This is a genomic window from Mycobacterium sp. (assembly GCF_044223235.1).
In the GTDB taxonomy this organism is placed as follows: domain Bacteria; phylum Actinomycetota; class Actinomycetes; order Mycobacteriales; family Mycobacteriaceae; genus Mycobacterium.
Genome location: NZ_JBGAME010000001.1, coordinates 31,984 through 53,711, shown reverse-complemented (window position 1 = coordinate 53,711; position 21,728 = coordinate 31,984). Strand labels below are relative to the sequence as shown.

The following is a 21,728-nucleotide window of genomic DNA, read 5'->3' as shown; positions in this document are numbered from 1 at the left end:
TGCTCTCCGGCATGGTGCGGGTGCGCAGGATGGAGGAGAAGTGCGCCGAACTGTACGGAGAAAGCAAGATTCGCGGCTTCCTGCATCTCTATGTCGGCGAGGAGGCCGTCGCCGCAGGCTCCCTGAACGCCCTCTCACCCGAGGACGCGGTGGTGGCGACGTACCGCGAGCACGCCCACGCGCTGCTGCGCGGCGTGCCGATGACGTCGATCATGGCCGAGATGTTCGGCAAGCAGGAGGGCTGCTCACGAGGGCGCGGCGGATCGATGCACCTGTTCGACGCCGGCGCCCGGTTCTACGGCGGCAACGCGATCGTCGCGGGCGGGCTGCCGTTGGCGGTCGGCCTGGCCCTGGCCGACTCGATGCAGCGCCGCCAGCGGATCACCGCCTGCTACTTCGGCGACGGCGCGGTCGCCGAGGGCGCCTTCCACGAGTCGCTGAACCTGGCGGCGGTCTGGCGCCTTCCTGTGCTGTTCTGTTGCGAGAACAACCTTTACGCCATGGGTACGGCGCTGTCGCGGTCACAGTCGCAGACCGACCTCGCCGCCAAAGCCGCGGCCTACCGGGTCCCGACGCTCGCCGTCGACGGCATGGACGTGCTGGCCTGTCAGGACGCCGCCCGCGAGGCGGCCGAGCGCATTCGCGCGGAGGGCGGGCCGTTCTTCATCGAGTTCCGCACCTACCGCTTTCGCGCCCATTCGATGTTCGACCCGGAGCTGTACCGGGACAAGGCCGAAGTGGAGCGGTGGCGTCAGCGCGATCCGATCCGGCTGTTCACCGAGAAGTGTCTGGGCGACGGCACTTTCACCCAAGCCGATGTCGCCGCAATTGAGACGTCAGCCCAGGAGGAGGTGGCGCGAGCGGTGGAGTTCGCCGACGCAGGCACCTGGGAGGATGTCGCCGACCTCGAACGCGACGTGGTGACCCCGGCTCAAGGAGCACCGCGATGAAGACGTCCTACCGCACCGCCGTGCACGACGCGGTGCGCGACGCGTTGCGCGCCGACCCGCGGGTCGTGCTCATGGGCGAGGACGTCGGCCGGTACGGCGGCACCTACGCCGCGTCCAAGGGCCTGCTCGACGAGTTCGGCCCGGACCGGGTACGCGACACTCCCCTGTCTGAACTGGGTTTCGTGGGGGTCGGCATCGGTGCCGCGCTGGGCGGCATGCGGCCAATCGTGGAGATCATGACGGTCAACTTCAGCCTGCTGGCCCTCGATCAGATCGTCAACACCGCGGCGGCGCTCAGACATATGTCAGGCGGCCAGTTCTCGGTTCCACTGGTCATCCGGATGGCCACCGGCGCCGGCCGCCAGCTGGCCGCTCAGCACTCGCACAGCCTGGAATGCTGGTACGCCCACATCCCCGGCATCAAGGTCGTCTTCCCCGCGACCGTCGAGGATGCGTACGGCATGCTGGGCAGCGCGCTGGCCGACCCGGATCCCGTGGTGATCTTCGAGCATGTCCAGCTGTACAACACCACGAGCGACGTCGACGCACTGACCTCGACCGACATCGCCCGGGCCGCGGTCCGCCGAACCGGAACCGACGTCACACTCATCGCCTACGGCGGCTGCGTTCCCAAGACGTTGGACGCAGCAAGTGAACTGGCACAGCAGGGCATCGACTGCGAGGTCATCGATCTTCGGGTGCTGCGCCCGCTCGACACCGGCACCGTGGTCGAATCGGTTCGCAAGACCCACCGCGCCGTCGTGGTCGATGAGGGCTGGCGCAGCGGAAGCCTCGCCGCCGAGATCAGCGCACGCGTCGTCGAGAACGCGTTCTTCGACCTCGACGCGCCGATCGCGCGGGTCTGCACCGCCGAGGTGCCGATCCCGTACGCCAAACACCTCGAAGAGGCCGCCCTGCCGCAACCGCACAAGGTCGTCGACGCGGTGAAATCCCTACTCGGTCAACGACCATGATCGACTTCGCGATGCCGGCACTTGGTTCGGACATGGACGAGGGCACCCTCGTCGAATGGCTTGTCAAACCCGGTGACGCCGTCGGCCGCGGTCAGGTGCTCGCGGTGGTGGAAACGCCCAAGTCGGCCATCGAGGTCGAGTGCTGGCACGACGGAACAGTGCACGAGCTGCTGGTGTCGGCCGGTGAGACCGTGCGGGTCGGAACGGCGCTGGCGTCGCTGCTCGAACCCGGTGAGCCGGCCCCGGCGGCACCTGCCGCCGGCGGCGCGACGGTGGGCGGGCCGGAATCACACCACAGACGCTGGGTGTCGCCGGCCGCCCGCCGCCTCGCCGCCACCGTGGGCGTCGACACCGACACGGTGACCGGCACCGGCCCGCAAGGTGCGGTCACCATCGAGGATGTCGAGCGCGTGGCGACGGCGGCCCCGGCTCCGGCGGCCGTCATCGCGGCGGACCGCGGATCGGCCATGAGGAAGTCCATCGCCGCCGCCATGAGCCGGTCCAACCGCGAGATCCCGCACTACTACCTCGAAAGCCGGATCCTGTTGGACAAGGCGCTGAACTGGCTCACCGACCGCAATGCCCGACGGCCGGTCACCGAGCGCCTGCTCCCAGCGGTGCTCCAGGTCAAGGCGGTCGCGGTCGCCGCTCGGCGCTTCGGTGAGTTCAGCGGGTTCTGGCGCGACGACGAATTCCGCCCCGCACCGGACGTCCATGTGGGCGTGGCGATCTCGCTGCGCGGCGGCGGTCTGGTTGCCCCCGCCCTTCGGAGCGCCGCGGACCAGGATCTCGATCAGCTGATGGGCAACATGATCGACCTGGTGTCGCGTGCCCGCGCCGGCAGACTGCGCAGCTCGGAGATCTCGGACCCGACCATCACGGTGACAAACCTGGGCGACAACGGTGTCGACTCGGTGTTCGGCGTGATCTACCCACCGCAGGTGGCACTGGTCGGGTTCGGCAAACCCAGCCCACAGGTCTGTGTGATCGACGGCGATATCCGCATCGCCACGGCAATACAGGCCACCCTCGCCGCCGACCACCGGGCCAGCGACGGCCGTCGGGGAGCGTTGTTCCTCGCCGCCGTCAACGACCTGCTCCAACAGCCCGAAGCCCTGGAGAAGTGAGACACGGATGATGGCACAGGACGATATCCGCGGCGAGGTCCTCGCGGCGCTGACCGCGATCGCGCCAGAGGTGGATGCCGCGCAGATTCGGGACGACGCGCCGTTGCGCGACCAGGTCGATCTGGATTCGGTGGATTGGCTCAGCTTCCTCATCGGTATCCACCACCGCCTGAACGTGGACATCCCCGAATCGGACTACGCGTCGCTGCGCACGCTGGCCGACCTCATTGCCTACGTCGACCGGCATGCACGGTCCGCCGTCACACGGCATGGGGCCGGAGCCGATCCCGTTCGCCGAGAACGCAATCGGCGATGAGAATCCGATGCGGACATCCAACCGGGATCCAACCGGAGTTGACCTTGATACAGCCGCCGGACTACGGCCGCCGGGCGACGATCACGGGCACATGGGCGGCGTGCACGATCGCCGTACTGACCGACCCCAACAGCATCCCCGCGAACCCTCTCCTGCCGTGACTCCCGACGACCACCAGCTGGGCCGAACGCGAGCGCTCGATAAGACGGCGCGCCGGCCGGTCGAACTCCACGATCCGGTGAACGCGCACGTCGGGATAGCGCTCCAGCCATCCGGCCAGGCGCTCCCCGAGGAGTTCGGTGGCGACTCCTTCAAGTGCGTCCCATTCCAGGCTGGGCACGTCCGACATGTCGGCATCGCTCCATACGTGCAACGCGACCAAATCCACATCGCGCCATGACGCTTCATCGAAGGCGATGGCCGTCGCCCGCTCGGACGCCGGTGACCCGTCGACGCCGACGAGCACCGGCCGCCGGTCCGAGTAAGCCGGAACGTCATCGGGGATGACCGCCACGGGACCGCGCGCATGGTGCACCAACCCGGTGCTGACCGATCCGAGCAGACCACGGAGCACCACACCGCGCCCATGGCATCCGACCACAACCAGCTGCGCCCGCTCGGACAGCGCCGCCAGGGTCGACACCGGCGCGCCGTAGAAGACCTCACCGGCAACCGTGGTGGGCCGCGCCTCGGGCGGGAACTGCTCGACGGCGGCGACAGCGGCATCAATCACCGTTCTGGCCCGCTCCCTCAGCGCTTCGTCGATGGCGTTCTGGTCAGCGATCCCGGCGCCGGGCCAAGCCACGGCGGAGGCGAAGATGAAGGACGGCGGCGCAACGTGGGCGAGCGTGAGAGGAACATTTCGCATGCGCGCCTCCCGGGCGGCCCATCCGATGGCACCCGCCGACGATGCGGATCCATCGATTCCGACCACGATCCCTGAAGCCGTTGGCTGATGGCCGAGTGAGTGGCTGTGCATCGGTCAAGCGCTCCGGAGCCCGCCGTCCCCGCCGGCCAGGGTCGTCGTGATCTCGCGCTCCCATTGCGCATACCGCCATCGGTCGAGCCTGCGCCGGGCAAGGTATCCGCTTGCGGCGGCGATGCCGGCAACCCCGATCCACACGCCTAGTCCCGCGCCCACGGCATCGGCCACCGCGCGGTCCTGGCTGGGTGGCGGCGATGTGAGATCGCCCTTGGCATCTACCCAGATGGTTTGCCGATCACCGACTTTCGCACGGTCGGGCCAATCGATGACCTCGGTGTGGTCGCGTCCACCAGCTTTCCAGGTGGTGCGTGCGACGAACGCCACACCGCTGGTCTGCGGTACGACCGTACCTCGGCCGACCGCGATGGCCGTCACCTGACCCGTGTTCTGCGCCTGTTCGAGGACGGACCGACTCCGACTGTCGTGTACCGATGTGCCGACCGCCGCGGCGAACGGCGCCGCAACGACGATCACCAGCACTGTAAGTATCCCGACGAGCGCCTCGAACCGGTCGCTGGTGCGCACGAGCGGGTTGGTTCCCCAGACCCGGACCCACCATGTGCGTCCGAATCCGATCGTGAAGGTCAGCATCGCACCTCCTGCGACTGGAATCCCCAAACGGCGAGATATCAACCATCCTCCCCCGCGGCGGCGGCAAGATTTAGGGACCAATGGCAGCATCGGGGTGGTCACAGGTCATTGGGCAACCACGACAGGGCGCCGACCGTCCGCCGATCGCCGCGGGAGTCAGGGCAGCGGCGCCGTCCATGTGAGCTTCGTCCCTCCGCCGCTGGCGTTCGCGATCACGAGGGATCCGCCCGCTTGTTCCGCGCGCCGGCGCAGGTTGATCAGCCCGCTGCCGGTGACATCCCCGTCGATGCCGCAGCCATCGTCGGTGACCTCGATGCGCAGGTCGTCCTCGACGGTCACGCTGACGCTCAGTGTGTTGGCCTTGGAATGCCGCACCGCATTGCTGACCGCCTCCCTGACGACGGCTTCGGCGTGATCTGCCAGTTCGGCGCTGACAACCGACAACGGGCCGACGAACTGGGTGGTGGTACGCAGGTTGGCGCTGGAGAACTGTGCGATGGCCTCATCGAGACGCTGCCGCAGCCGGGTCATCCCCGAGTTCGAACCGTGAAGGTCGAAGATCGTCGTCCGGATCTCCTGGATGACCTCCTGCAGGTCATCGATGCAACCCGAAAGCCGTTGCTGCACTTCGGCTGATCGCGCCCGCGGCACGGTGCCCTGCAGTGCCAGCCCAACCGCGAAGAGCCGCTGAATGACATGGTCGTGGAGGTCACGCGCAATGCGGTCGCGGTCGGTGAGGATGCCGAGTTCACGTATCCGGCGCTGGGTACTGGCCAGCTGCCAGGCCAACGCAGCCTGGTCCGCGAAGGCGGACATCATATCGAGCTGCTCGTCACTGAACGGTCTGGTGCCTTTCCTCCGCAACACCACGAGGACGCCGGCAACGGTGTCGGTGGCGCGGAGTGGCAATACCAGGGCGGGACCGTCAGCACCGAGCCCGTCGATGTCGATGCCGTCGAATCGTGCGGGTGCCCGCCGGGCGAACGCCTCTCCGATCACGGTGCTGTCGACGGGGATGATGTCGATCGCGGTTTCGGCCGACCCACCCGCCGTCGCGGCGACGACGAGTTCGGATACCTCGTTGGTCGGCACTTCCGGGTCGACAGGAATGGCCACCACCGCGGCGGCCGCGCCGCTGAGCTTCTGGGCCTCGTCCGCGATCAGCCGAAACACCCGGGTGGGGTCGGTGCCGGACAGCAGCTCGGTGCCGATGTCGCGGGTGGCCTCGATCCACGATTGCCTGCTGCGGGACTGTTCGTAGAGGCGCGCGTTATCGATCGCGATGCCGGCCGCCGCGGCCAGCGCCTGCACCAGGACCTCGTCGTCCTCGCTGAACGGCTGCCCTCCGGTCTTCTCGGTCAGATAGAGATTGCCGAAGACCGTGTCCCGGATGCGCACCGGCACGCCGAGGAATGTCCGCATCGGCGGATGATCCGGCGGAAATCCGACGGAGGCCGGGTGGCTGGCGATGTCGTCGAGCCGAATGGGTTTGGGGTCGTCGATCAGCACACCGAGCACCCCCCGACCCTCCGGCAGGTGACCGATCCGCGCGCGGGTCTGGTCGTCGATGCCCTCGTAGACGAATCCCACCAATTCGTGATCGATCCCGCGCACGCCGAGCGCCCCGTAGCGGGCGTCCACCAGGTCGATGGCCGTACGCACGATGGTGTGCAGCGTTTCGTCGAGTTCGAGTCCGGAGGTGACCACCAGCATCGCCTCGACAAGACCGTCCAGCCGATCCCGACCTTCGACGATCTGCTCGACGCGCTCCTGGACCTCTACCAGAAGTTCCCTGAGCCGCAGCTGCGACAAGGTGTCACGAAGCGGGCGCACCGTGCTGTCCGGTCCCGGATGGCGTTCGTCAGCCACGGCAACATCCTGCCACCACACCGACAGGCGGGATCGTGGGGCTGGCGTTTCTTCGCCGTTTCACAGGGAGCCGAGGGCGGGCGGCTCCCGGCCTCCCTGCCCGGGAGCCGCCACCGAGCTTCTGTTCAGTTGCTGGATATGTTCAATTGCTCGATGTGATCTCGATGTGCTTCTCCGTACTGGTGGGCGTGGCGACCGGAACCGACACCGTCAGAATGCCCTTGTCGTAGCTTGCCTTGACGGCATCTTCGTCGGCGCCGACGGGCAACGCCACCGTGCGGACGAACGAGCCGTACGCGAATTCCGAACGGCCGTTGCCTTCCTTCTTCTCGGTGCGTTCGGCCTTGATCGTCAGCTGGCCGTCGCGCACCATGATGTCGACATCCTTGGCCGGATCGACACCCGGGAGCTCCGCGCGGATCTCGTAATTGCCGTCCTTCATCTCGTCCTCGAGCCGAATGATGTTGCTGTCGAAGACCGGACGTAGACCTGCCCACGACGGGAACCCGGCGAGCAGATCCGAGAACTCCGGGAGCAGGGACCGCGAACGGTGCTGAACGGGAAGTCTGCTCATGATTGCCTCCTCATGTCGGTGAACTTCCTCATCTGCATGAGACCACCACGCCACCGCCGACACTAGGGACCGAAGTCCCCGGGCCGGCGGGCCATTTGTCGGTGCGGGCCGGGTCGGGACCACCGGCCCTAGCCGAACACCCCTGTGCCGGTGCACCGTTGGTGTATGGCTGCAATGACGGTGCGGATGGCGGTGGCGGTCACGGCGTTGTACGCTACTCGCCGCTATTACCGCAACTGGGGCACAACCAAAGAAGAATGCCGGCTCGCGCTGCCCGGTGACGAGTTCACGCATCAGCCGTCGGTTCGATCAACCGAAGGCATTTCGATCGATGCGCCGGTGCAGGCCGTCTGGCCGTGGCTGACGCGGATAGCTCGCAAACACGGTGGCCTGTTCGGCCACATCGCAGGTCGGGATGGCTTTGCCACAGATCCGCAAGGGCAGCCGCCGTCGCCGGGTGACGTCGTCGCTGTCGCTCCGGTGGGGTGGGTGGGCCGCCGCGGCGGGTTGGTGATGACGGTGGCCAGGGTCGTCAACGACGACAATATGGTCCTGCGCGGTGCCCCTCCCGGGTTTCCGTGGCAGGCCGTGTGGTCGTTTCACCTGTTTGCCCGCGGGGACGACCGCTGCCGCTTGCTGGTGCGCACACGCGCGGAGCTTCGGCATCCGGGCGAAGTGATGCTCGTCGAGATGGCCGGCCCGTTGGTGGCGCTGGCGACCCGGCGGCTACTACGAACAATCAAGTGCGCGGCCGAACATCAGGTCGCCAGCGCGAGCACCTCGTCGAAACCGGCGACCAGACAGTCGTAGAAGACATCGACGTCGGGAATGGCGCCCTGATCGACATTGATTCCGATGCCACAGGATCCCGCATACGTCAGCAACGTGACGTTCACGGCGGCCCCGAGCGTGGGCGCGAACGCATACTGCATCCGTACCGCGGCGCCCCCGAGGTAGACGGGCTCCGGGAAGCCCGGAACGTCACTGGCCAGGATGTCGACGTTGCGAAACGCCGATCCCACATACCAGCGGGGCACCAGGTTGAGCGCACCCGCGATCAGCTGGGTGAACCCCAGGGACTTCTCGCTGCGCGCCCGGCCGGTGCGCTCGTGGATCTCGGCGATCCGATGGGTGGGGTCGGCGACGCCGGCCGGCACCGCGAACCGGATCAAGGTGACCCGATTGCCTCCGACCGGGTCGGCCTCTGTCCGCAGATTGATCGGCATCGTGATGGTGAGATCACCCACCGGCGCGCCGTGTTTCTCGTGATATCGCCGCAGGCCTCCGAGGACACCCCCGATGAAGGCGTCGTTCAACGATCCGCCGGCGACATGACCCGCCCGCTGCAGCAGGCGCTGCGGGACGCTGTGCACAGCGAGTCGGCGAATGCGGCTGCGACGAAGGATGATTGGCGACCGGGGCCGGCTCAGGGGGCGGGCGGTCCGTGCGATCGAAGCCGCCGTGGAATAGGCAGCCCTGACCGTGTCCGCCGGGTTTCGCACTCCGTTGAGCAACAGCGCAGGCAGAGTGTTCAGCGACGCACCGGCACGTCCCGCCCCATACGCGATGACATCCCGGATGCCGACCGCGGAATCTGCGGCGGGCAGTTCGGGCGCGATCCGCGTGGTAGGGCCGCGCTCCCCGGGGTGATCGAACAAGAACGTCGCCAGTTGGACGGCGCCCAGACCGTCGGTGAGCGCGTGATGCACCTTGCACAGCAGCGCGGCGCCACCGTCGGCCAGCCCGTCCACCAGCGTGACCTCCCACAGGGGCCGGGCCCGGTCGAAGTCGGCCATCGCCGCGATACGCGCCATCTCCAGGAGGGCATCGAGCGTGTGCGGTTCTGGGGCGGTGACCCGGCGAACGTGGAATGCGAGGTCGAAGTCCGGGTCGGTTTCCCAATGTGGAGGCAGGGGTGTCATCGACTCGACCACCCGTTGGCGGAACATCGGCACCGCCTGGCTGAGCCGGTCGAACCTCTCGACGACGCAGCGCCAGCCCGGTGCGCGATCGAGCAGGATCACCGAGACGATCGTCGAGCGCAGCCGCGGATCCGACTCGATCGACCACGCGAAAGCGTCGCTGTTACGGAGAAACTCGGGCATGTCCAGGCGACCTCCTCGTCGAGCACCTTCGCCCGATCACACCATGCCAGGCGACGCGACCATAGGGCCGAATGCCAGCTCCCCGATGCGCTTTGGCCCAGGGACTTTGTGCCCTACCTACTCGTGACCTTCTTCGCGGGACTGTGGCCCTGAGCCGCTGGCCCGGCCGGTCAGCCCGAAGCACAGTGGATACATGAAATCCGCAGGCAATGAGGCCGATCTCCAATACGTCCGCGACATCTCGACACTGCGCATCTCTGATGCCGAGCGAGCCGGTGGCAAGGGCGCGAACATGGGCGAACTCGTCGCAGCGGGGCTCCCGGTCCCGCCCGGGTTCGTGCTCATGCGCGACTGCTACCACACCTCGATGCGATCCTGCGGCGTCGATGCGGAGCTGGGCGCACTGCACCGCGAGGCGCTGGACAATGTCGCCGACACCGCCCGGCTCGGCGAACTGTCGGAACGAATGCAGGGCCTGGTGCGCAAGGCCGGTGTCGACGACACCGTGCGGAATCTGGTCCTGCCCGCCTACCACGGCATCGGCGCGAACGCGGTGGTCGCGGTGCGCTCTTCGGCCACCGGGGAGGACGGCGCCGACGCTTCGTTCGCCGGCATGAACGCCACCATCACCAATGTCAGTGGGGACGACGCCCTCATCGACGCCGTGGTCCGCTGCTGGATGTCGCTGTTCAGCCCCCGGGTGATCACCTACCGCGCCAGCCGCGACTTCACCGGCGACCCCGCCATGGCGGTTGTCGTCCAGCAGATGGTGGACTCCGAGAAGGCCGGTGTCGCGTTCACCGCGGACCCGAGCACCGGTGCACAGGATCGAGTCGTCATCGAGGGCGCATTCGGCCTCGGTGAAGTGGTGGTGTCTGGCGAGGTCGAGCCGGACACCTACATCGTCTCGAAGGAGACACTGGCGCCGCTCGCTGTCCGGCTGGGCCACAAGGCATTCAAGATCGTGCGCGGCGCAGACGGCCACGACAGCACCGTCGACCTGGACGACGCGCAGGCCGACTCGCGCGTCCTGACCGAGGACGAGCTGCGGACCATCGCCGAGCTCGCGGTCGCAACCGAACGGCACAACGGCTGCCCTCAGGACACCGAGTGGGCCATTTCGAACGGCCGGACCTACCTGGTGCAGGCCAGGCCGATCACCACGCTGGGCCACACGACGCCACCGGCCACCGACAGGCATGTCGTCCTGGCCCGCGGGCTTGCCGCGGCTCCCGGAAAGGTATCGGGCAAGGTCAGGGTGCTGGCGACGCCCGATGCGGGTGATCGGCTGTTGGAGGGCGAAATCCTCGTCGCGCAGATGACCAACCCGGACTGGCTGCCGACCATCCGCCGCGCGGCAGCGGTGGTAACCGACACCGGCGGCATGACATGCCATGCCGCGATCGTCGCCCGCGAGTTGGGTGTTCCGTGTGTGGTCGGCACCCGTTCCGCGACCAGGGATCTGCACGACGGCACGACGGTGACCGTCGACGGGGCGCGCGGCGAAGTGCTGTCCGGACGCGTGGAGACGGCTGACGGGCCCGCTCACCGGACGTCGGCGCGGCAGCGGGCCGTGCCACCCGAGCCGCCGCCGGAGGTCACCGGGACCAAGGTGTACGTCAACCTGGCGATGCCCGACAACGCGGAAGCCGTTGCGGCGCAGGGAGCCGATGGTGTCGGCCTCCTTCGCGCCGAGTTCATGCTCACCGAGGCACTCGGCGGACGCCATCCGCGCGATCTCGTCGCCCACGGCGAGCAGGAGATGTTCATCGAAGGGCTGGTGTCCTCCGTCGGCCGGATCGCCGCCGCGTTCACGCCGCGCCCCGTGATCTACCGGACCACCGACTTCCGCAGCAACGAGTTCCGCGGCCTCACCGGGGGCGACGCCTACGAGCCCGTGGAGCACAATCCGATGATCGGGTACCGCGGTTGCTATCGCTACATCAAGGAACCGGATCTGTTCGCGCTGGAACTTCGCGCGCTGGCCCGAGTCCGCGGGCAGGCCCCGAACGTCCATGTGATGATCCCGTTCGTACGCACCAGGTGGGAACTCGACGAGTGCCTCTCCTTGATCGACGCCAGCCCGCTGGGCAGGCAGCGCGGGCTGCACCGGTGGGTCATGGCCGAGGTGCCGTCGGTCGTCCATTGGCTACCCGAATACATCGGGATGGGCATCGACGGAGTGTCCATCGGCAGCAACGACCTGACTCAACTGGTTCTCGGAGTCGATCGCGACTCCGACATCTGCGCCGAACTGTTCGACGAGTCCGATCCCGCCGTGCTCGACGCCATCGGGCAGATCATCTGCAGCGCACGAAAATTCGGCATCACGTCGTCGCTCTGCGGGCAGGCGCCGTCCACCAATCCGGCGTTCGCGGAGCATCTGGTCCGCATGGGCATCACATCGGTGTCGGTGAATCCCGACGCGCTGGGCGCCGCCCGGCGCACCATCGCCGCCGCCGAACGCCGGCTGTTGCTGGAATCGGCCCGGTAGTTGACCGGTGCCATCGCCGACGGCGAGGACGGGATCAGCCGGCAGCAGGCCGCCGGCGCACCGATCGCCGAGGTGATGCACCGGTTGCAGACGTCGATCGATGGATTGTCGAGCGCCGAGGCGGCTACGCGGTTGGCCCGGGTGGGCCCGAATTCGGTTCGTACCCACCGGGTCAGCGCCGTCGGCGTGCTGGTCCGTCAGCTCAAGAACGCCGTGCTCGGGCTGCTCGCCGCGACCGCCGTGCTGTCGTTCTTCCTCGGCGACAGCACGCAGGCCGTCATCATCGGCGTGATCTTGACGGTCAGCATCGGCCTGGGATTCGTCAACGAGTACCGGGCCGAACGCGCAACCGCCGCTTTGCATTCACGAATGCGCCATGAGGCGCTGGTACGCCGCGACGGCCGGCTGGCCAAGATCGACGTCAACGAACTGGTGCCGGGCGACGTGGTTCAGCTCGAGGCGGGTCAGGTGGTGCCCGCCGATGTGCGGCTGGCCGAGGCGAACGGCCTGGAGTGCAACGAGAGCATCCTCACAGGAGAGTCCACCCCGAGCGAGAAGTCGGCCGAACCCGCGAAGCCCGGTGTCGCGATGACCGACGCCGCCGATCTGGCGTTCATGGGCACGGTGGTCAGCGCCGGCGACGGGGTTGCGGTGATCTACGCGACGGGGGCCGATGCCGAGTTCGGCCGCATTGCCGCGGGTTTGGGTGAGCGCCAGCCCGAGACGGCCTTTCAGGCCGGCCTGCGACGGTTCTCGTACCTGCTGCTTTGGGTGGCGCTGACGCTCACGGTCGTCATCATCGCCACCAATCTGCTGTTGCGCAGGCCGTTGATCGACTCGGCCCTGTTCGGCCTCGCGATCGCCGTCGGCATCACCCCGCAGCTGCTGCCTGCCGTCGTCAGCACCAGCCTGGCGTCGGGCTCACGGCGGCTGGCGCGGGTGAAGGTCCTGGTGAAGCGGTTGGTGTGCATCGAGGATCTGGGTGATATCGACATCCTGGTCACCGACAAGACCGGCACGCTGACCGAGGGCCGCATCGAGTTCGTCGACGCCGTCGGACCCGACGGCCGCCGTGACGAATCGGTTCTGCGCAGCGGTCTGCTCGCCACCACCGTCGACCCGGCGAAGGGCGGCGCGGCCGGCAACGAACTCGACGACGCCCTGTGGCGGGACCGGCCGGCGATCGCCGGGGTCAGGTGCATCGCGACGTTACCTTTCGACCACACGCGCAGGGCCGCCTCGGCGCTCGTCGACGACGACGCGGGCCGGCACCTGCTGGTCAAGGGCGCGCCGGAACAGGTGCTGGCACGCTGCGACGGCGTGCCAGGGGCCGCACACCCGACGTTGTCCGCGTTGTTCGCCGACGGCCGCCGGGTGGTTGCGGTGGCGGCCCGGGACGCCCCCGGACTGCGGTGCATCACACCGGCCGACGAGGCCGGCCTGACCCTGCGGGGGTTCCTCGTCTTCGCCGACAACCCGAAGACGGCCGCCCGCGACTCGCTGGCACGGCTGACGGCGCTGAACATCGAGGTCAAGGTCGCCACGGGTGACAACCCGGCCGTCGCCGAGAAAGTCTGTGCCGAACTGGGTTTGACCTCGAAGGGCACCATCACCGGCGCGGAGTTGGAGCAACTGGACGACGCCGGGTTGGACGCGGCGGCCACGTCGAACACGACCTTCGCCCGCATCTCACCTCAACAGAAGGCGCGGGTCATCACCTCGCTTCGGCGCGCCGGAGGTTCGGTCGGCTTCCTGGGCGACGGGGTCAACGACGCCCTGGCGCTGCACGCCGCCGACGTCGGGATCTCCGTGGACACCGCCAGCGATGTGGCCAAGGACGCCGCCGACGTGGTGCTGCTGGAGAAGGATCTCGGCGTGCTGGCAACCGGGGTCGCCGAGGGCAGGCGCATCTTCGCCAACACGATCAAGTACGTGCTCATGGGCACGTCGAGCAATTTCGGCAACATGTTCAGCGCGGCCGCAGCCTCCGCCGTGCTCACCTTCCTGCCGATGCTGCCCAGCCAGATCCTGCTCAACAACCTGCTGTACGACAGCTCGCAACTGGCCATCCCGACCGATCGTGTCGACGAGGAACAACTGCACGCCCCGTCGCACTGGAACATCGCGTTCATCCGCCGGTTCATGCTGACGTTCGGGCCGATCAGTTCCCTGTTCGACTTCCTGACCTTCGGGCTGATGCTGGGGGTGCTGCACGCGGGCCCGATCGAGTTCCGAACCGGCTGGTTCGTGGAATCGCTTGCGACGCAAACCCTGATCATCTTCGCGATCCGGACGCGCAGGGTGCCTTTCATGCGCAGCCGGCCCGGTGCGATCCTCACCGTGGCGACCTTCTCCGTGATCGCGGTCGGCATCGTCCTCACACTGTCGCCGCTGGCCCACAGCCTCGGCTTCACCCCCCTGCCCTGGCAGTTCTTCGCCGCCCTCCTGGCGTTGGCGCTGGGGTATCTGGTGTTGGTGGAGGTAACCAAGACGGCGTTCTACGCCGAGCCGATCCGGTCGGCGGAGACGCCGCTGCGCACCCGCGGGCATCTGCACCGGATCAACCGAAGGGCCGCCCGGTTCAGCCATCCCGGAAGGCTGCCCGCCCGCTCCGCCTCATAGATGGCGGCTGATCGGCGATTTCGAGACCAACTGGATCGCGGGGATCGCGGGTCGGCCCGGCCAGCATGTGTCACACCACGTGGGGTCGTCGGCGCTGGTGGTGCGGGGCTGATCCGCACCGCCGCCTATGGTTACCCGGACGTTACAGATGACCTTTATCCCTACCGGGGGGCGCCCAGATCGGGGATCATCGAGTGATCAGTCACGGGCCGAAGGGGAGCTATGGTGCCGACCGACCGAGCAGACCTCACACCCGAAGCACTCGATACCATCGCGTGGGGATTCCTGCGGTCGGAGTTCACCGGGCAGAGTTATTCCGAGTGGCCGATCGAAAGGCGCGTTGACGCCTATCTGCTGCGCCACGGACCGACCGCCCTTCTCATGGACGGATCCGCCTACAACACGCTACTCGACCGGGTCATGGCTAATATCGGCCCCGCGTTGCGCAGCGGTGTGCTGCAGTCACCGCGCGTGTAGCCGGAAGCGACGAACCACTCGCCCGGGCGATCCGGCCCGAGGTGCCGTTCGCGGTGACCACGGCCCCGTTGGATAGGGACCAACTGCCCTGCCGGTACAGCGTGGACGTGCATAGCATCGGTAAGTGGAGTCCGGGTTGGACAGGGAGCGGACGCCAACCCCATGTCTGGACACAAAGGAGTGTGAGATGACAACCACCACAAGGGAATACGGCGTTATTGCAGCGGTCGACGGCTCCGCGCAATCTGACGCCGCCGTCCGGTGGGCAGCCAGGGAAGCCGCCCTGCGGCACAGGCCCGTCACGCTGATCACGGTCGTCTCGCCGGTGACGGTGAGTTGGCCGGTCGGCTATCTGGAGTCCGGTTTCACCGAGTGGCAGGAAGAGAATGCGCAGGAGGTTCTCGCGCAGGCCAAGAAGACTTTCGATGCCGCTGTCGGCGCCGCCGGGACATCGCAGGTGAACACCGAAGTGATGCACGGCGGCATCGTCGCCACCTTGGCCTCGGCTTCCTCCGATGCCGACATGATCGTCGTCGGCAGCCGCGGCATGGGCGCGTTCGGCCGCGCCGTATTGGGTTCCACCACCAGCGGTTTGGTGCATCACGCGCACTGTCCCGTGGTGGTGATCCATGACGGCGAGACCCCCGAGCCCGAACCGGCGGCGCCTGTGGTGCTGGGCATCGACGGATCGCCCGCTTCGGAAGCCGCGACCGCGTTCGCCTTCGAAGAAGCGTCGCGCCGCGGTGTCGAACTCGTCGCGGTACACGCATGGAGCGATTTCGTGGTGTTCCCGGCGCCGGGCATCGACTGGGGTCTCTACGAGAACGAGGGAAAGGAAGTGCTCGGCGAGCGCCTCGCGGGGTGGCACGACCAATACCCCGACGTAAAGGTACAGCGGCGCATCGTATGTGACCAGCCCGCCCGTGCTCTGATCGACGAGTCCGAGCGCGCCCAGCTGGTCGTGGTGGGAAGCCACGGTCGCGGCGGATTCACCGGAATGCTCCTGGGTTCGGTCAGTTCCGCGGTCGTACAGGGCGCGAAATGCCCGGCGATCGTGGTCCGCGCCTGATTATCCGAAAGTGGCACACGCCATCTGCAAGCACCGAGGCCCCGCACCCGCGGGGCCTCGTCGGTTGATGGAGGCGCGTCGGTTGATCGCGGTAAGTGCGTGGCCAGCCACCGCACGGGCCTGTCGCCCGCCCCGACCGTCGTGGCCTCCGGAAGTCAGCGGCCGCCGGCGGTCAACGCGGCGATGTCGCGGTCCCATTGGTCATTTCGTGTGCGGTTCAGTCTGCGGCGCACCACAATCATGGCGATCAAGACGTGGATGCCGAGCAGACACCACGACCCGAGGCCGACGGCGATCGCATCGCTGTCCGCGCGGGTCAACGGTGGTGGCGGCCCCGCCGGGTCACCCTGCCGATCGATCCAGATGGACTGTTGATCACCGGTTTTCGGCAGATGATCCCAGTCGATGACGCCGGTCCGTTCACGTTCTTCGAAGCTCCATCGAGACGGTGCGGTGAACAACACGGCGCCGGGTCCGGCACCGATTGACCTGCCCGGCGCGGTCGCGGTGGCGGCCACCTGCGTCCGCTGCTGCGCTATGTCGGTATAGATCTGGGTGCGCGAGTCATGGACCGACGTCGCAACGGCACCCAACACGGGCGCCGCGGCAAGCATGATCACGGTGGCGAGACACAGTGCGACCGCCTCAAGCCGGTCACTACGCCGTACCAGCGGATTGTGGCCCCAGAGCCGCAGAATCCGCCCGCCGGGCCCCAATCCGAACGTGAAGATCTGCATGCCGCCTCCCCGAACCGTCGACCTCACTTTCAGTCATGTGACATCTCCGATCGTCGTCCGCGCCGCGGCTCGCGGACAGGGCATAAAGCCTCTTTTTGAGACCTTCTCCTCACCACGCGCGAGATCCGGGCGGAATCGGGCCCCGGAGAGGCGGAGCCGTCGCCTCGATCCCGGGATGACAGACTGGTCAGCCGTGCCGATTCCCCGCGGGCGCGCCGATGCGCGATGAGCTGGTGGCAGGCGGCGCTGCTCGTGGCGGCGGGGATCGGCGGTGGACTGGTCGGCTCGATCGCGGGCCTGGCGTCGCTTACGACCTATCCCGCGCTGCTGGCGGTGGGTTTGCCGCCGGTCTCGGCCAACGTCACCAACACCGTCGCGCTCATCTTCAACGGGGTCGGATCCATCTCGGCGTCTCGCCCCGAGCTGACGGGCCAGGGCCCGTGGCTCAAGCGGAGCATCCCGATCATGGCCGCCGGTGGCATGGTCGGTGCGGCGCTGCTCCTGCTCACCCCGGCCGACGGGTTCGAGAAGCTCGTCCCGATCCTCATCGGCGTGGCCTCGCTGACCATCCTGGTGCCCCTGCGGCCGCTGGACGGCGACAAACCCCGCAAGCACAGGGCCGTCGTGATCGTCGAGGGCGTCGCGATCTTCCTGATCGCCGTGTACGGCGGCTACTTCGGCGCGGCCGCCGGGGTGATGCTGCTCGCCCTGCTGCTGCGTGCCGGCGGCGCGAGCTTGGCGCATGCCAACGCTTCGAAGAACGTGCTGCTCGGGGTTTCCAACACGGTGGCCGCGGTGGCGTTCGTGTTCCTCGCACCGGTCCACTGGCTCGCGGTCATTCCACTGGCCGCCGGCTGTCTGATCGGCGCGCGGCTGGGCCCGGTGGTGGTCCGCCACTCCCCCGCCAAGCCGTTGCGGCTGTTCATCGGGCTGACCGGCGTGGTGCTGGCCGTGAAGCTGGGGATCGACGCGTACCCGTAGTGCGGGTTCACACGCCGCGTTCGACGGGCATCACCCCGCGGTCGACGGCGGCCACCAGCGCCGCATGGTCGGCTTCGGTTTGGTCGGCGTACCGGCGCGCGAACGTGCACAGCGCGTCGTCGACGCGGTCGGAGCGGCCCATGTAGCCGGCGATCATCGACGCACCGCTGGTTCTGGCGTGGCCCTTGGCCAGTAGCTGGCCGACCACGCCGGCGTAGTCGCTGAGCGCGTCGGCGTCCATCGCGTCCAGGGGGACGGTGCCTTTCATATTGCGGAATTGCCGCACGTAGTACTGCAACCCGTCCATCGTCGCCCACCCGAGCAGCGGGTCACTGACCGTCTGAAGCGCCTGCTGGTACTCCACCACCCGCTGGCCCTGGTGGGCGTGCCACGCCGACTCGCCGTGCACATACCGCGCCAGCACGGATCGCCGGGCCTGCTTGAGCTGGAGGAACACGACATCTTCCGCCGTGGACCCTTCCAACAACGCCACATAGGCGCGCAGGCCGACGCTTCCCACCCCGACCACCTTGTGTGCGACGTCGAGCAGCGTGTACCCGCCGAGGACGCGGCGCCAGTGTGACGTCAGGGTCAGCAGGTAGTCGTCGAGCGCCTCGGCAAGCATCTCGGCCTCGCCATCGGGCAGCCGCGTGATCAGCGGCGGTTCCTCGATGATTCGGCGCACGCCGTTCACCTCGTGGGTGAAGCGGGGCAGGGCGCGGTCACTGGTGCGGTTGCGGGCCCGTTTGGCGGACCGCATCACCTCGGCGTTGAGCGGACCCGCCGTCTGGGCTGCGAGCCGGTCGACGTCGAGTCGCACGAACGAGCGCGAGAACAGCGGCTCCTCAGCCAGGCGGCGCAGCTCCATCCGGTAGGCCGCGACGCAGGACCGCACCGCGGCACCGCACTGGTCCTCCGACCTGCCGTTCTGCCGGCCCGCCACCCAGATGCTGGCCACCAGCCGACGCAGATCCCACTCCCATCCGCCGGGATGCGCCTCGTCGAAGTCGTTGAGATCGATGACGAGGTCGCGCTCCGGGGATGCGTAGAAACCAAAGTTGCCGAGGTGGGAGTCGCCGCACACCACGGGGGTGATGCCGGTGGCGGGCAGGCTGGCGACGTCGGCGGCCATCACCACCGCGGTCCCGCGCAGGAAGCCGTACGGCGAGGCGATCATCCGCCCGACCCGGACGGGGATCAGCCGGTCCACCCTGCCCTCGTGGCTGACCTGGATGAGACGAACCGGGTCGGGCCGGTCGGCGGCGGGTGCCCAGTCGGCCAGCGACCGGCGGGGCACACGTTCGCGCAGACTCCTGCCGAGGGCGTAACGCTCGGCCCGCGTCACCGGCCGCTGCCGCAGTGAGTGGTAGGCGCTGCTGTCGGCATCGGCCAGTACCGTGTGGCCCCTGGCGGCCGTATCTCCCGCCGTATCACTCATCGGCGCATCTCCTTTTCGCGCTTCGTTCGTTCGTGCGCGGTTCATTCTCGCGCCTTGTCCCCTGGCCGGGGCATGCTTTGCGGCTTGACCGCGGTGCGTGTCGGCATTCGGATGCTGCCGCCGACGGGTCGCTGTGCGGATGGGACACACCCGCCCTAGACCGCGGATATGACATACACGTAACATGTATACGGTATCCAGATTGCGATTCTCCCGATTGGCGGCTACATGCGACTGACCCGGACTTCGGATACTGCGATCCGCGAACTGCCCCGTCTCCCCGTATCTCGGACCGGCGCGCGCAACCAGCAGGGGTGGGACAGCATGACGATCGCCAGGCCGTCCCCTCTAGTCCATCTTCAGCTTTTCCGGCCGATCCTGGCCGGTGCCACGCTGCGCGACCGCACGCTGGCCTGCCTCGGCGCGCTGGCCGGAATCGCGGTCACCGGGCTGATCTGCGGCTTGGCCGCCGCCGACGTCACTCAGCTGCTCTGGTTGGTGCCACCGATCGGCGCGTCGGCAGTGCTGGTGTTCGCGGTGCCATCCAGCCCGATGGCGCAACCCTGGCCGGTCGTCGGCGGCAACACGATATCGGCGTTGATCGGCATCGTCGTCGCGAAGATCATGCCCGTGTCGCCGCTGGCCGCGGGTATCGCCGTGGCCGGCGCGATCGGGGCGATGTCCCTACTCCGCTGCCTGCATCCGCCCGGCGGCGCCGCGTCCCTCGTCGGCCTGTTCGCGGGGGCGTCGTCGAGCTACGTGTTCCCGTTGCTGCCGGTTGGCCTCAACGCCGTGGTGCTGGCCGCGAGCGCCTTGGTCTATCACCGTTTCTCTCACCATGCCTATCCACACAAAGCGCGCCGTGCCGAACCGAAGCGGACCGACGACGAGCTGCCGTGGACGTTCAGCAAGGCCGATGTCACGTCGGCGCTCGATGAGGTGGGCGAGGCTTTCGACATCAGCGCCGATGACCTCGCACAGCTACTCCGCAAAATCGAGCGCCAGGCCGTCAGACGGTCCTATCGGGAGTTGAGCTGTGCCGACCTGATGTCCCCCAGGGTCATCGCGGTCCACCAGTCCGCCACACCTGACGAAGCACGCGCCCTGCTCATCGAGCACGATGTACGCCGGCTGCCGGTCCTCGACGATGAAGGCAGCGTGGTGGGCGCGATCGGCCTTCGGGAACTGGTCGCGCCGGCGGGTTCGGTGGGTGAGCTGATGTCCATCCCCGCCACCGCGGCACCGGAGACGCCGGTGATCACCCTGCTGGGGCGGTTCGCACATGACCGCGTGCACGCCGTCATCGTCGTCGATCCGCAACGGCGGCCGCTCGGGGTGGTGACCGAGGCGAACTGGCTCGCCGTGCTCACCCGCGGACTGGAATAGCCCTCCCCGGCCGGATCACGTTGCCCGCCGGGGTATTTCGGGAGCCTCGGGATTCGGCTGCTGGCTGGGCACCTCCGCGCCGCCGGTGGTCGCGATGAAATCGTCGATGAGATCCACGACCTGCATCGGGGCTTCGACCTGGGCGAAATGCCCGACGCCCGGCAGCACTTCGACACGGCTGCCCTCGCGCACGGCCTGCGCGGCGTAGGCGTGCGAAACCGGGATGATGTCGTCGTTCTCCCCCCAGATCGCCATCACCGGCACACCCGACTGCAGTCGCAGCCGGTTCAGCGCGCTTACCGCCTGGCCCCGGTAGTCGACCACCGAACGCAATGTGCGCAGGAAGGACTGCCGCGTCTGGCTGTCGGAGAGCGAACAGTAGGCGCTCCAGATCTCCGCGCCGCGCGGCGACTGGATGCCCACCCCGCTCAACCATGACTTCACCTTCTCGCCGAGCCCCAGAACGGGTTTGGGCGCGACGATCGGCAGCACGAACTCGGCGCCGGGGGCCGACAGCAGCCGCAGGATCAGGCCGACATCGGGTCCCAGGCCACCGCTGCTGATGAGGACCAGCCGCTCGCAGTAGTCGGGATGCTGGTAGACGAACTGCATTGCGACGCCGCCGCCCAGTGACTGGCCGACCACCGTCACGCGGGTGATGCCGAGTTCGTCGAGGAAGTCACGCAGCCACACCGCGAACGCACCCAGCGAGTAGTCGCCACGGGGCTTGGCGGACTCGCCGTGCCCGATCAGGTCGGGCGCCACGACGCGGTACCGCTTGGCCAGCTGGGGCATGACGGCCCGCCAGGTGGTCGAACTGCCGGCCATACCGTGAATCATCAGCAGCACCTCGCCCTGCCCGGCATCGCGGTAGGCGACACGGTCGCCGTACAACTCGAGATATTTCAGCTCGCTCACCGGGCAGCTCCCCTTCTCCGGACGTCTACATACACAGTACCGGCGGTACCGCGTTTCCATGGAGCGGCGTGGCCGAGGACATACCAGCACATACGGCCCCCGAGCCGACGGCACC

Annotated in this window: 19 protein-coding genes; 11 read left to right on the top strand and 8 right to left on the bottom strand. The window is 68.0% G+C overall.

Translation table 11 applies throughout. The features are described from left to right. Window positions 1-11: 11 nt before the first annotated feature. The 4 genes from pdhA to ADBZ6K_RS00230 are packed head-to-tail and all read left to right on the top strand — an operon-like array spanning window position 12 to window position 3,367. On the top strand, window positions 12-950 hold the full coding sequence (gene pdhA, locus ADBZ6K_RS00245) for a pyruvate dehydrogenase (acetyl-transferring) E1 component subunit alpha (protein ID WP_526344319.1): 939 nt from the start codon (window positions 12-14) through the stop codon (window positions 948-950). Next, window positions 947-1,924 carry an alpha-ketoacid dehydrogenase subunit beta gene (locus tag ADBZ6K_RS00240; protein WP_526343831.1) on the top strand — a complete coding sequence of 326 codons (978 nt, stop codon included), beginning with the start codon at window positions 947-949 and terminating at the stop codon, window positions 1,922-1,924. The genes pdhA and ADBZ6K_RS00240 overlap by 4 nt, the downstream gene beginning before the upstream one ends. Further along, on the top strand, window positions 1,921-3,051 hold the full coding sequence (locus tag ADBZ6K_RS00235) for a 2-oxo acid dehydrogenase subunit E2 (RefSeq protein ID WP_526343830.1): 1,131 nt from the start codon (window positions 1,921-1,923) through the stop codon (window positions 3,049-3,051). Before ADBZ6K_RS00240 ends, ADBZ6K_RS00235 begins: the two co-directional genes overlap by 4 nt. A gap of 7 nt (window positions 3,052-3,058) precedes the next feature. After that, window positions 3,059-3,367 (top strand): acyl carrier protein, encoded by a 309-nt coding sequence (locus ADBZ6K_RS00230; RefSeq protein ID WP_526343829.1) that lies wholly within the window; start codon window positions 3,059-3,061, stop codon window positions 3,365-3,367. A 61-nt stretch (window positions 3,368-3,428) separates the two neighbouring features. Here ADBZ6K_RS00230 and ADBZ6K_RS00225 read toward each other — a convergent pair whose 3' ends face one another. The 4 genes from ADBZ6K_RS00225 to ADBZ6K_RS00210 form a co-directional block, all read right to left on the bottom strand. Beyond that, window positions 3,429-4,346, bottom strand: a complete 918-nt coding sequence (locus ADBZ6K_RS00225) for a universal stress protein (protein WP_526343828.1) — start codon at window positions 4,344-4,346, stop codon at window positions 3,429-3,431. Between the two features lie 3 nt (window positions 4,347-4,349). Continuing rightward, the gene (locus tag ADBZ6K_RS00220; protein ID WP_526343827.1) at window positions 4,350-4,943 is read right to left on the bottom strand and encodes an Rv1733c family protein; all 594 of its coding nucleotides are present in this window, start codon (window positions 4,941-4,943) and stop codon (window positions 4,350-4,352) included. Between the two features lie 156 nt (window positions 4,944-5,099). Next, window positions 5,100-6,812, bottom strand: a complete 1,713-nt coding sequence (locus ADBZ6K_RS00215) for a GAF domain-containing sensor histidine kinase (RefSeq protein WP_526343826.1) — start codon at window positions 6,810-6,812, stop codon at window positions 5,100-5,102. A gap of 142 nt (window positions 6,813-6,954) precedes the next feature. Then, window positions 6,955-7,389: an Hsp20/alpha crystallin family protein gene (locus ADBZ6K_RS00210; protein WP_526344318.1), complete on the bottom strand. Its 435-nt coding sequence runs from the start codon at window positions 7,387-7,389 to the stop codon at window positions 6,955-6,957. A gap of 162 nt (window positions 7,390-7,551) precedes the next feature. Between ADBZ6K_RS00210 and ADBZ6K_RS00205 the strand changes: the two genes are divergently transcribed. Further along, on the top strand, window positions 7,552-8,196 hold the full coding sequence (locus ADBZ6K_RS00205) for an SRPBCC family protein (RefSeq protein ID WP_526343825.1): 645 nt from the start codon (window positions 7,552-7,554) through the stop codon (window positions 8,194-8,196). Here the strand turns inward: ADBZ6K_RS00205 and ADBZ6K_RS00200 are convergent. Beyond that, window positions 8,145-9,491 carry a wax ester/triacylglycerol synthase domain-containing protein gene (locus ADBZ6K_RS00200; protein WP_526343824.1) on the bottom strand — a complete coding sequence of 449 codons (1,347 nt, stop codon included), beginning with the start codon at window positions 9,489-9,491 and terminating at the stop codon, window positions 8,145-8,147. The two genes, ADBZ6K_RS00205 and ADBZ6K_RS00200, sit on opposite strands and share 52 nt — an antisense overlap. A gap of 193 nt (window positions 9,492-9,684) precedes the next feature. On the opposite strand from ADBZ6K_RS00200, the gene ppsA reads away from it, so the two are divergent. The 4 genes from ppsA (at window position 9,685) to ADBZ6K_RS00180 (ending at window position 16,153) form a co-directional block, all read left to right on the top strand. Beyond that, window positions 9,685-11,985, top strand: a complete 2,301-nt coding sequence (gene ppsA, locus ADBZ6K_RS00195; protein WP_526343823.1) for a phosphoenolpyruvate synthase — start codon at window positions 9,685-9,687, stop codon at window positions 11,983-11,985. After that, complete coding sequence (mgtA, locus tag ADBZ6K_RS00190; protein WP_526343822.1) at window positions 11,986-14,607, top strand: magnesium-translocating P-type ATPase; 2,622 nt, start codon at window positions 11,986-11,988, stop codon at window positions 14,605-14,607. Between the two features lie 222 nt (window positions 14,608-14,829). Continuing rightward, complete coding sequence (locus ADBZ6K_RS00185; protein WP_526343821.1) at window positions 14,830-15,084, top strand: hypothetical protein; 255 nt, start codon at window positions 14,830-14,832, stop codon at window positions 15,082-15,084. Window positions 15,085-15,271: 187 nt separating this feature from the next. Further along, window positions 15,272-16,153: a universal stress protein gene (locus tag ADBZ6K_RS00180; protein WP_526343820.1), complete on the top strand. Its 882-nt coding sequence runs from the start codon at window positions 15,272-15,274 to the stop codon at window positions 16,151-16,153. A gap of 155 nt (window positions 16,154-16,308) precedes the next feature. Here ADBZ6K_RS00180 and ADBZ6K_RS00175 read toward each other — a convergent pair whose 3' ends face one another. Further along, a complete protein-coding gene (locus tag ADBZ6K_RS00175) occupies window positions 16,309-16,890 on the bottom strand; it encodes an Rv1733c family protein (protein WP_526343819.1) in 582 nt (193 codons plus the stop codon). 225 nt (window positions 16,891-17,115) lie between these two features. Between ADBZ6K_RS00175 and ADBZ6K_RS00170 the strand changes: the two genes are divergently transcribed. Beyond that, window positions 17,116-17,871, top strand: coding sequence for a sulfite exporter TauE/SafE family protein (locus ADBZ6K_RS00170; RefSeq protein ID WP_526343818.1), 756 nt, complete (start codon window positions 17,116-17,118; stop codon window positions 17,869-17,871). 7 nt (window positions 17,872-17,878) lie between these two features. Here ADBZ6K_RS00170 and ADBZ6K_RS00165 read toward each other — a convergent pair whose 3' ends face one another. Then, entirely contained in the window at window positions 17,879-19,309 is a 1,431-nt protein-coding gene (locus ADBZ6K_RS00165; RefSeq protein WP_526343817.1) for a DUF2252 domain-containing protein, read from the bottom strand. A 324-nt stretch (window positions 19,310-19,633) separates the two neighbouring features. Between ADBZ6K_RS00165 and ADBZ6K_RS00160 the strand changes: the two genes are divergently transcribed. Further along, window positions 19,634-20,695, top strand: a complete 1,062-nt coding sequence (locus ADBZ6K_RS00160; protein WP_526343816.1) for a CBS domain-containing protein — start codon at window positions 19,634-19,636, stop codon at window positions 20,693-20,695. A gap of 15 nt (window positions 20,696-20,710) precedes the next feature. Here the strand turns inward: ADBZ6K_RS00160 and ADBZ6K_RS00155 are convergent, their stop codons facing one another. Further along, entirely contained in the window at window positions 20,711-21,613 is a 903-nt protein-coding gene (locus ADBZ6K_RS00155; RefSeq protein ID WP_526343815.1) for an alpha/beta fold hydrolase, read from the bottom strand. Window positions 21,614-21,728: the final 115 nt, after the last annotated feature.